At 70.2% G+C, this 10,932-nt stretch carries 8 protein-coding genes and 1 pseudogene; 1 reads left to right on the forward strand and 8 read right to left on the reverse strand.

Annotated features, from left to right (window positions below; translation table 11 throughout):
- Positions 1-84: 84 nt before the first annotated feature.
- The 8 genes from pyrF to pyrR form a co-directional block, all read right to left on the reverse strand.
- A complete protein-coding gene (pyrF, locus tag ABZ078_RS38735; protein WP_356583231.1) occupies positions 85-930 on the reverse strand; it encodes an orotidine-5'-phosphate decarboxylase in 846 nt (281 codons plus the stop codon).
- Entirely contained in the window at positions 927-2,042 is a 1,116-nt protein-coding gene (locus tag ABZ078_RS38740) for a quinone-dependent dihydroorotate dehydrogenase (protein WP_356583232.1), read from the reverse strand. Before ABZ078_RS38740 ends, pyrF begins: the two co-directional genes overlap by 4 nt.
- A 55-nt stretch (positions 2,043-2,097) precedes the next feature.
- Entirely contained in the window at positions 2,098-5,406 is a 3,309-nt protein-coding gene (gene carB / locus ABZ078_RS38745) for a carbamoyl-phosphate synthase large subunit (protein ID WP_356583233.1), read from the reverse strand.
- Positions 5,399-6,556: a glutamine-hydrolyzing carbamoyl-phosphate synthase small subunit gene (carA, locus tag ABZ078_RS38750; protein WP_356583234.1), complete on the reverse strand. Its 1,158-nt coding sequence runs from the start codon at positions 6,554-6,556 to the stop codon at positions 5,399-5,401. Before carA ends, carB begins: the two co-directional genes overlap by 8 nt.
- Complete coding sequence (locus tag ABZ078_RS38755; protein WP_356583235.1) at positions 6,553-7,155, reverse strand: hypothetical protein; 603 nt, start codon at positions 7,153-7,155, stop codon at positions 6,553-6,555. Before ABZ078_RS38755 ends, carA begins: the two co-directional genes overlap by 4 nt.
- On the reverse strand, positions 7,152-8,438 hold the full coding sequence (locus ABZ078_RS38760; RefSeq protein WP_356583236.1) for a dihydroorotase: 1,287 nt from the start codon (positions 8,436-8,438) through the stop codon (positions 7,152-7,154). The genes ABZ078_RS38755 and ABZ078_RS38760 overlap by 4 nt, the downstream gene beginning before the upstream one ends.
- A gap of 5 nt (positions 8,439-8,443) precedes the next feature.
- Complete coding sequence (locus ABZ078_RS38765) at positions 8,444-9,424, reverse strand: aspartate carbamoyltransferase catalytic subunit (RefSeq protein ID WP_356583237.1); 981 nt, start codon at positions 9,422-9,424, stop codon at positions 8,444-8,446.
- A 105-nt stretch (positions 9,425-9,529) separates the two neighbouring features.
- A complete protein-coding gene (gene pyrR, locus ABZ078_RS38770) occupies positions 9,530-10,099 on the reverse strand; it encodes a bifunctional pyr operon transcriptional regulator/uracil phosphoribosyltransferase PyrR (RefSeq protein WP_356583238.1) in 570 nt (189 codons plus the stop codon).
- A gap of 254 nt (positions 10,100-10,353) precedes the next feature.
- On the opposite strand from pyrR, the pseudogene bldD reads away from it, so the two are divergent.
- Positions 10,354-10,836 (forward strand): annotated as a pseudogene (gene bldD / locus ABZ078_RS38775) (transcriptional regulator BldD); the annotation flags it as partial.
- Between the last annotated feature and the right edge of the window lie 96 nt (positions 10,837-10,932).

Consider the following 10,932-nt stretch of genomic DNA (forward strand, 5'->3'; position numbering starts at 1 on the left):
ATTTGAGGATGTATTCAGACTCAAGTCGGCCTCGAACCACTCATCGGAGGTCTCGCGCGAGCGGCTCGTCATGCCCGACGGCGGTCAGCCGACCGACACGGCGGCCCGGATGTCCTCTGCGAAGCGTGACGCCTCATCACGCAGAGCGACGACGTCGGGGCCGTGCCGCAGTACCCCCCGGCTGACGTTCGGGACGACGTTGCGCACCGCGGCGCCGAAGACCCGGGGAAGGTCGGCCGGCGTGGCGCCCTGTGCCCCGATGCCGGGCGCGAGGAGCGGACCGTTGATGTCGAGGTCGTACGTCGACAGGTCGCCGAGCGTGGCGCCGACGACCGCTCCGAAGGAACCCATGGGCTCCTCCCCCACGTTCTCGGCGGCCAGGTGCGCCAGCATCGTCGCGCCGACGCTGCGGCCGTCCGCGCGCACCGCGTGCTGGACCTCGCCGCCCTCCGGGTTCGAGGTCAGCGCGAGCACGAACAGGCCGGAGCCGCTCTCCCGGGCCATCGCGACGGCCGGCGAGAGCGAGCCGTAGCCGAGGTACGGGGAGACGGTCAGCGCGTCCGAGAACAGCGGGGAGTCCTTGTGGAGGAAGGACTCGGCGTACGCGGCCATGGTCGAGCCGATGTCGCCGCGCTTGGCGTCCATCACGACCAGCGCACCGGCCGCCCGCGCCTCCGCCACCGACCTCTCCAGAACCGCGACGCCACGCGACCCGAAGCGCTCGAAGAACGCGCTCTGCGGCTTGAGCACGGCGACCCGGTCGGCCATCGCCTCGACGACCGTGCGGCTGAACCGCTCCAGGCCGGCCACGTCGTCGTTCAGGCCCCACTCGGCGAGCAGGGACGCGTGCGGGTCGATGCCGACGCACAGCGGGCCGCGCTCGTCCATCGCGCGGCGCAGACGGGCGCCGAAGGGTTCCAGAGCGCTCATGCGGTCTTCCTTGCCTTCCTGACGTCGGCGCCGACCGCGTCGGCGAGGGTGTCGTACGGGCTGGTGCGCAGGCGCGCGGCGAGCCCCTTGTGGATGGCGCGGCCCCAGAAGGGCCCTTCGTAGATGAAGGCGCTGTACCCCTGGACCAGCGTGGCGCCCGCCAGGATGCGCTGCCAGGCGTCCTCGGCGCTCTCGACGCCGCCGACGCCCACCAGGGTGATCCGGTCCCCCACGCGCGCGTACAGGCGCCTCAGGACCTCCAGGGAACGCGCTTTGAGGGGGGCGCCGGAGAGACCGCCGGCCTCCTTGACCAGGGAGGGTTCGGAAGTCAGACCGAGGCCCTCGCGCGCGATGGTGGTGTTCGTGGCGATGATCCCGTCGAGACCGAGTTCGACGGCCAGGTCGGCGACGGCGTCGATGTCCTCGTCGGCGAGGTCGGGAGCGATCTTCACGAGGAGCGGGACCCGACGGCTGGGCACCGTACGGTCGGCGGCCTCGCGGACGGCGCTCAGCAGGGGGCGCAGCGCCTCCGCGGCCTGGAGATTGCGCAGGCCGGGGGTGTTGGGCGAGGAGACGTTGACCACCAGGTAGTCGGCGTACGGCGCCAGCCGCTCCGCGGACTTCACGTAGTCACCGACGGCCTCCGCCTCGGGAACGACCTTGGTCTTGCCGATGTTGACGCCCACGACGGTCTTGAAGACGGGCGTACGGGAGGCCAGGCGGGCGGCGACCGCCAGCGAGCCGTCGTTGTTGAAGCCCATGCGGTTGATCAGCGCCCGGTCCGGTACGAGCCGGAACAGCCGCTTCTTGGGGTTGCCGGGCTGGGCCTCTCCGGTGACCGTGCCGATCTCGACGTGGTCGAAGCCGAGCATCGACATCCCGTCGATGGCGATCGCGTTCTTGTCGAAGCCGGCGGCGAGCCCGAAGGGACCGTGCATGCGCAGTCCGAAAGCCTCGGTGCGCAGTTCCTTGTATCGGGGCGCGAGCGCGGCGGCGATGAACGTGCGCAGCACGGGGACGCGGACGGCGAGACGGATCCAGCGGAAGGCCAGGTGGTGCGCCTGCTCCGGGTCCATCCGTTTGAAAACCAGACGGAAGACGAACTTGTACATCACTGTGTCCTCACGACGAGGGGGACACCGTTTCCGGTGTCCCCCTTGTCGGCTGCTAGTCGCGGGCCGCGGTCAGGTGTTCCGCGTGTTCCTGGAGTGAACGGACGCCCACGCCGCCGTGGTTGAGGGCGTCGATGCCCTGGACGGCGGCGGCGAGCGCCTGGACCGTCGTCAGGCACGGGACCGACCGCGCCACGGCCGCCGTACGGATGTCGTAGCCGTCGAGGCGGCCGCCGGTGCCGTACGGGGTGTTGACGATGAGGTCGACCTCGCCGTCGTGGATGAGCTGGACGATGGTCTTCTCGCCGTTCGGGCCGGTGCCCTCGGACTGCTTGCGCACGACCGTGGCGTTGATGCCGTTGCGCTTGAGCACCTCGGCCGTGCCGGACGTGGCGAGCAACTCGAAGCCGTGGGCGACCAGTTCACGCGCCGGGAAGATCATCGAGCGCTTGTCGCGGTTGGCGACCGAGATGAACGCCCGGCCCTTGGTCGGCAGGGGACCGTACGCGCCGGCCTGCGACTTGGCGTACGCCGTGCCGAAGACGGAGTCGATGCCCATGACCTCGCCGGTGGAGCGCATCTCCGGGCCGAGGATCGTGTCGACGCCGCGCCCGTGGATGTCGCGGAAGCGCGACCACGGCATGACGGCCTCCTTGACGGAGATCGGCGCGTCGAGCGGCAGCTCGCCGCCGTCGCCGCTCGCCGGAAGCAGCCCCTCCGCCCGCAGTTCGGCGATGGTCGCGCCCAGTGAGATCCGGGCGGCGGCCTTCGCCAGCGGCACCGCGGTCGCCTTCGAGGTGAAGGGGACCGTACGGGACGCGCGCGGGTTGGCCTCCAGGACGTACAGGATGTCGCCGGCCATCGCGAACTGGATGTTGATCAGGCCGCGGACGCCGACGCCCTTGGCGATGGCCTCGGTGGAGGCCCGCAGGCGCTTGATGTCGAAGCCGCCCAGCGTGATCGGCGGCAGCGCGCACGCCGAGTCGCCGGAGTGGATGCCGGCCTCCTCGATGTGCTCCATGACGCCGCCGAGGTAGAGCTCCTGGCCGTCGTAGAGCGCGTCGACGTCGATCTCGATCGCGTCGTCGAGGAAGCGGTCGACGAGCACCGGACGGGAGGGGCTGATCTCGGTCGACTCGGCGATGTAGGACGACAGCCGGGTCTCGTCGTACACGATCTCCATGCCGCGCCCGCCGAGGACGTACGAGGGCCGCACCAGGACCGGGTAGCCGATCTCGTCGGCGATGGCCTTGGCCTCGGCGAAGGTGGTGGCCGTGCCGTGCTTGGGGGCCGGGAGGCCGGCCTCCGCGAGCACGCGCCCGAAGGCGCCCCGGTCCTCGGCCGCGTGGATGGCCTCCGGCGGCGTGCCCACGATCGGCACTCCGTTGTCCTTCAGCGCCTGCGACAGGCCCAGCGGCGTCTGGCCGCCGAGCTGGACCACGACACCGGCGATCGGCCCGGCGAGCGACTCCGCGTGGACGATCTCCAGCACGTCTTCCAGCGTCAGCGGCTCGAAGTACAGGCGGTCGGAGGTGTCGTAGTCGGTGGAGACGGTCTCCGGGTTGCAGTTGACCATCACGGTCTCGAACCCGGCGTCGCTCAGCGCGAAGGAGGCGTGGACGCAGGAGTAGTCGAACTCGATGCCCTGGCCGATGCGGTTCGGGCCGGAGCCCAGGATGATGACCGCGGGCTTCTCGCGCGGCGCGACCTCGCTCTCCTCGTCGTAGGAGGAGTAGAAGTACGGCGTCTTCGCGGCGAACTCGGCGGCGCAGGTGTCGACCGTCTTGTAGACCGGGCGGATGCCGAGCGCGTGCCGGACCTCGCGGACGACGTCCTCGCGCAGGCCGCGGATCTCGCCGATCTGCTGGTCGGAGAACCCGTGCCGCTTGGCCTCGGCGAGCAGCTCGCGGGTCAGCTCCGGCGCCTCGGCGAGCTCGTCGGCGATCTCCTTGATGAGGAAAAGCTGGTCGACGAACCAGGGGTCGATCTTCGTGTACTCGAAGACCTCCTCGGGAGTCGCGCCCGCCCGGATGGCCTGCATGACCGCGTTGACACGGCCGTCGGTGGGCCGTACGGCCTCGCGCAGCAGCTCCTCCTTGTCGCCCGGCTCGCCGACGAACGTGAACTGGCTGCCCTTCTTCTCCAGCGACCGCAGGGCCTTCTGGAAGGCCTCGGTGAAGTTGCGGCCGATGGCCATGGCCTCGCCGACCGACTTCATGGTGGTGGTCAGCGTGGAGTCGGCCTGCGGGAACTTCTCGAAGGCGAATCGGGGGGCCTTGACGACCACGTAGTCGAGCGTCGGCTCGAAGGAGGCCGGGGTCTCCTGCGTGATGTCGTTCGGGATCTCGTCGAGCGTGTAGCCGACGGCCAGCTTTGCGGCGATCTTGGCGATCGGGAAGCCGGTCGCCTTGGAGGCGAGGGCCGACGAGCGCGACACGCGCGGGTTCATCTCGATGACGATGACGCGGCCGTCGACCGGGTTCACCGCGAACTGGATGTTGCAGCCGCCGGTGTCCACGCCGACCTCGCGGATGACGGCGATGCCGATGTCGCGCAGGATCTGGTACTCGCGGTCGGTCAGCGTCATCGCGGGCGCGACGGTGATCGAGTCGCCGGTGTGCACGCCCATGGGGTCGAAGTTCTCGATGGAGCAGACGACCACGACGTTGTCGTGCTTGTCGCGCATCAGCTCCAGCTCGTACTCCTTCCAGCCGAGGATGGACTCCTCCAGGAGCACCTCGGTGGTCGGGGAGAGGGTGAGTCCCTGGCCGGCGATGCGGCGCAGCTCCTCCTCGTCGTGCGCGAAGCCGGAACCGGCGCCGCCCATGGTGAAGGAGGGACGGACGACGACCGGGTAGCCGCCGAGTTCTTCGACACCCTTCAGCACGTCGTCCATGGAGTGGCAGATGTAGGACCGGGCGGACTCACCGTGGCCGATCTTCTTGCGGACCTCCTCCACGACCTCCTTGAACTGGTCGCGGTCCTCGCCCTTGTGGATGGCGGCCACGTTGGCGCCGATCAGCTCGACGCCGTACTTGTCCAGTACGCCGTTCTCGTGCAGCGAGATCGCCGTGTTGAGGGCGGTCTGACCGCCCAGGGTGGGCAGGAGCGCGTCGGGGCGCTCCTTGGCGATGATCTTCTCGACGAACTCGGGGGTGATCGGCTCGACGTAGGTGGCGTCGGCGATCTCCGGGTCGGTCATGATCGTCGCGGGGTTGGAGTTCACGAGGATGACCCTGAGGCCCTCGGCCTTCAGGACCCGGCACGCCTGCGTGCCGGAGTAGTCGAACTCGGCGGCCTGGCCGATGACGATCGGGCCGGAGCCGATGACCAGGACGGACTGGATATCGGTGCGCTTAGGCACGCTGGCCCTCCATCAGGGATACGAAGCGGTCGAACAGGTAGGCGGCGTCGTGCGGACCCGCGGCTGCTTCGGGGTGGTACTGGACGCTGAAGGCCGGCTTGTCGAGGAGCTGGAGGCCCTCCACCACGTTGTCGTTGAGGCAGACGTGGGAGACCTCGGCGCGGCCGTAGGGGGTGTCGGAGACCTTGTCGGTCGGGGCGTCGACGGCGAAGCCGTGGTTGTGCGCGGTGACCTCGACCTTGCCGGTCGTGCGGTCCTGCACGGGCTGGTTGATGCCGCGGTGGCCGTACTTCAGCTTGTAGGTGCCGAAGCCGAGCGCGCGGCCCAGGATCTGGTTGCCGAAGCAGATGCCGAACAGCGGGGTGCCGCGCTCCAGGACCGCCTGCATGACGGAGACCGGGTGGTCGGCGGTGGCCGGGTCCCCGGGGCCGTTGGAGAAGAACACGCCGTCCGGGTTCACGGCGTACACGTCCTCGGCGGTGGCCGTCGCGGGCAGCACGTGCACCTCGATGCCGCGCTCGGCCATGCGGTGCGGGGTCATGCCCTTGATGCCGAGGTCGACGGCGGCGACGGTGAACTTCTTCTCGCCGATCGCGGGGACGACGTACGGCTCCTTGGTGGCGACCTCGGCGGAGAGGTCGGCGCCCTTCATCTCGGGGGCCTGGCGCACCTCGGCGAGCATGGTGCCCTCGTCGGGCAGCGCGTTGCCGGAGAAGATGCCGACGCGCATGGCGCCGCGCTCACGCAGATGGCGGGTGAGCGCGCGGGTGTCGATGCCGGAGATGCCGACGACGCCCTGGGCGCGCAGCTCGTCGTCCAGCGAGCGCCGGGAGCGCCAGTTGGACGGCACGCGCGCGGGGTCGCGCACCACGTATCCGGCGACCCAGATCTGCTTGCTCTCCGGGTCCTCGTCGTTGACGCCGGTGTTGCCGACGTGCGGGGCGGTCATCACGACGACCTGGCGGTGGTACGACGGGTCGGTGAGGGTCTCCTGGTAGCCGGTCATGCCGGTGGAGAACACGGCCTCGCCGAAGGTCGCCCCCACGGCCCCGTAGGCACGGCCGCGGAAGATCCGGCCGTCCTCCAGGACGAGTACGGCGGGAGCCGCCTTGTGCCTCGGCGAGGCGGTCCCCTGGATGGAGGTCGTCATCGTTCGGCGCCTTCCGTGCTGTTGGTGTTGATCATGGAGTTGTCGATCATGGAGTTAATGACGTCGACCCACTCGTTGTGCTCCGCCGCGTGGTCCGAGCGGAACCCCGAGTCGATCAGCCGTTCGCCGTGCGCCCAGGTCACCACGAGCAGTCCGCCCTCGGTCAGGACCTTGCCGGCGATGCCCTTGTCGAGCCGGGCCTCGCGCAGCTGCGCGGCCGGGACGAAGAAGTCGGTCGCGCCGGGGCGTACGACGTCCAGTCCCGCGTCCGTCAGCGTGAGCTCGACCCGGCTGCGGGTGCCGAGGCCGTGCGCCACGATGCGGTCCAGCCACTGACCGGCCGTGGTCGAGCCGTGGTAGCGGCCGCTCATGCTCAGTTTCGCCGGGCCGGGGTCGTCCGGCGCGCTGGGCAGCCCGGGCAGGTCGCCCTGGAGGGTGCCGCGCCATTTCCAGCCCTCGCGCATCAGCCAGTAGACGAGCGCGACGAAGAGGGCGAGGCCGACGACCCAGCCGATGCGAGCGGCCCAGTCGGTCACTTCGGCCGACTTCTGGTCGGCCGCGAGTCCGGTGCCGGCTGCGAGCAGTGTTGCAGGTGTCACGTGAGCTTCCCGTCGACGAGCGTGGCCTTGCCCCGGAGCCACGTGTGCGTCACACGGCCCGGCAGCTCACGCCCCTCGTACGGAGTGTTGCGGCTGCGCGAGGCGAAGCCCGCGGGGTCCACGGACCCACGGTATTCCGTGTCGACGAGCGTGAGGTTGGCGGGCTCACCAGCCGAGACGGGACGGCCGTGCCCCTTCGCCTGCCCGATCTCGGCGGGCTTGAAGGACATGCGCTCGGCGACCCCGGCCCAGGTGAGGAGCCCGGTGTCCACCATGGTCTCCTGCACCACCGACAACGCGGTCTCCAGGCCGACCATGCCCATGGCGGCCGCGGCCCACTCGCAGTCCTTGTCCTCGTGCGGGTGCGGGGCGTGGTCGGTGGCCACGATGTCGATCGTGCCGTCGGCGAGCGCCTCGCGCAGCGCCAGCACGTCACGCTCGGTGCGCAGCGGCGGGTTGACCTTGTACACCGGGTTGTACGTGCGCACCAGCTCGTCGGTCAGGAGCAGGTGGTGCGGGGTGACCTCGGCGGTCACGTCGATGCCCCGGGACTTGGCCCAGCGCACGATCTCGACCGAGCCCGCGGTCGAGAGGTGGCAGATGTGGACGCGGGAGCCGACGTGCTCGGCGAGCAGGACATCCCGGGCGATGATCGATTCTTCGGCCACCGCGGGCCAGCCACCGAGCCCCAGCTCGGCGGAGACGACGCCCTCGTTCATCTGGGCGCCCTCGGTCAGCCGCGGCTCCTGCGCGTGCTGGGCGACGACGCCGCCGAAGGCCTTCACGTACTCCAGCGCCCGCCGCATGATCACGGCGTCGTCGACGCACTTGCCGTCGTCGGAGAAGACGGTGACCCCGGCGGCCGACTCGTGCATGGCGCCCAGCTCGGCGAGCTTCCTGCCCTCCAGGCCGACGGTCACGGCGCCGATGGGCTGCACATCGCAGTACCCGTGCTCCTGGCCCAGTCGGTAGACCTGCTCGACGACACCGGCCGTGTCGGCGACCGGGAAGGTGTTGGCCATGGCGAACACGGACGTGTAACCGCCGGAGGCCGCCGCGCGCGTGCCGGTCAGCACGGTCTCGGAGTCCTCGCGCCCCGGCTCACGCAGGTGGGTGTGCAGGTCGACGAGCCCCGGCAGGAGCACCTTGCCGGCGGCCTCGACGACCTCGGCACCCTCGGCCCTCAGTCCGGAACCCACCTCGGCGATGGTCCCGCCGTCGATCAGCACGTCCTGCGGCTCGCCGCCGAGCACCTTCGCACCACGGATCAGGATCTTGCTCATCTGTCTTACTTCTCCTCGGTGGTACGGGCGTGGGTGAGGGCGGGTTCGTTGCCCCCGAGCAGCAGATACAGAACGGCCATCCGGATGGAGACTCCGTTTGCGACCTGCTCGACGACGGTGCAGCGCTCCGAGTCGGCGACCTCGGCGGTGATCTCCATGCCGCGGACCATCGGGCCGGGGTGCATCACGATGGCGTGCGCGGGCATCCGCGCCATGCGGTCGCCGTCGAGGCCGTAGCGCCGCGAGTACTCGCGCTCGGTGGGGAAGAAGGCGGCGTTCATGCGCTCGCGCTGCACGCGCAGCATCATCACCGCGTCGGACTTGGACAACGTGCTGTCGAGGTCGTACGACACCTCGCAGGGCCAGGTCTCGACACCGACCGGCACCAGGGTCGGCGGGGCGACGAGGGTGACCTCGGCGCCGAGGGTGTGCAGCAGGTCGACGTTGGAGCGGGCGACGCGGCTGTGCAGGACGTCGCCGACGATCGTGATGCGCCGGCCGCCGAGGTCCTGGCCGAGCCCGGCGTCCCGGCCGACGAGCCGGCGGCGCATCGTGAAGGCGTCCAACAGGGCCTGGGTGGGGTGCTGGTGGGTGCCGTCGCCGGCGTTGATGACGGCGGCGTCGATCCAGCCGGAGTTGGCCAGGCGGTACGGCGCTCCGGAGGCGCCGTGCCGGATGACGACGGCGTCGACGCCCATGGCCTCCAGGGTCTGGGCGGTGTCCTTCAGGGACTCGCCCTTGGACACGCTCGACCCCTTGGCGGAGAAGTTGATCACGTCCGCGGACAGCCGCTTCTCGGCGGCCTCGAAGGAGATACGCGTGCGCGTGGAGTCCTCGAAGAAGAGGTTCACGACGGTGCGGCCGCGCAGGGTCGGCAGCTTCTTGATCGGCCGGTCGGCGACCCGGGCCATCTCCTCGGCGGTGTCGAGGATCAGGACGGCGTCGTCACGGGTGAGATCGGCGGCCGAGATGAGATGACGCTGCATCTGTCAGGCTCCGTAAGGCAGTTCAGGTCGGGAGAATTCGGGCGGCACGCGCGCGTGGAGGCATGCCCAGCGGGCGGTACGACAGCGCCGTACGCCGTGCGCGTGCTACTGGGGCCGCTTCGCACCGAGCAGCACGGTGTCGCGACCGTCCTCCTCGGCGAGCTGGACCTTGACCGTCTCCCGCAACGACGTGGGGAGGTTCTTGCCGACGTAGTCGGCGCGGATGGGCAGTTCGCGGTGGCCGCGGTCGACGAGGACCGCGAGCTGGACCGCGCGCGGGCGCCCGATGTCGTTCAGGGCGTCGAGGGCGGCGCGGATGGTGCGGCCGGAGAAAAGCACGTCGTCGACGAGGACGACGAGCCGGCCGTCGATGCCGTCACCGGGGATCTCGGTGCGGGCCAGCGCACGCGGCGGGTGCATGCGCAGGTCGTCGCGGTACATGGTGATGTCGAGCGAGCCGACCGGGATCTTGCGCTCGGTGATCTGCTCGAGCTTGGCGGCGAGCCGCTGGGCGAGGAAGACGCCGCGGGTCGGGATGCCGAGGAGCACCACGTCGTCGGCGCCCTTGGCGCGCTCGACGATCTCGTGGGCGATGCGGGTCAACACCCGCGCGATGTCAGGGCCTTCGAGAACGGGCCGGGCATCGGACGCTTCAGTGTCCTGCTGCCTGTCCATACGAAAGGGACCTCCTTCTCCGCCTCACGGGACGGACCTTAAAGGACGTCTGGTTTGCGCCATCCACCGTAGCAGGTCGAGGAGACCTCTCCGTTCACCCGGTTGGCCTAATCGGCCACCGATAGCACGGAAGCGTCGGTGTGGACCATTCGGCTTGACGCGCCAGAGTAACGCTGCGTAACCTCACAGTGAGTTACCAGCCGCGCGGCCTGGAAACCAAGCCAGTCGCGTCGACACAGTGTCCGGGGAGCCATATGTCCAGCGAATACGCCAAACAGCTCGGGGCCAAGCTCCGGGCCATCCGCACCCAGCAGGGCCTTTCCCTCCACGGTGTCGAGGAGAAGTCCCAGGGGCGCTGGAAGGCCGTCGTGGTCGGTTCGTACGAGCGCGGCGACCGTGCCGTGACCGTGCAGCGCCTCGCCGAGCTGGCGGATTTCTACGGCGTTCCGGTGCAGGAGCTGCTGCCGGGCACCACGCCGGGCGGCGCCGCCGAGCCGCCGCCGAAGCTGGTGCTGGACCTGGAGCGACTGGCCCACGTGCCGGCCGAGAAGGCGGGTCCCCTCCAGCGGTACGCCGCGACGATCCAGTCCCAGCGCGGTGACTACAACGGCAAGGTGCTCTCGATCCGCCAGGACGACCTGCGCACACTCGCGGTCATCTACGACCAGTCCCCCTCGGTCCTCACCGAGCAGCTGATCAGCTGGGGTGTGCTGGACGCGGACGCGCGTCGCGCGGTCACCCACGCCGAGGCCGGCGGCGCCACGGCGACCGGCACCCTGACCTCCGCCACGGGCTCCGTCGCCCACCTGGACGCCGCGACCGGCGACTTCAAC

Source organism: Streptomyces sp. NPDC006385 (assembly GCF_040612485.1).
Classification (GTDB): domain Bacteria; phylum Actinomycetota; class Actinomycetes; order Streptomycetales; family Streptomycetaceae; genus Streptomyces.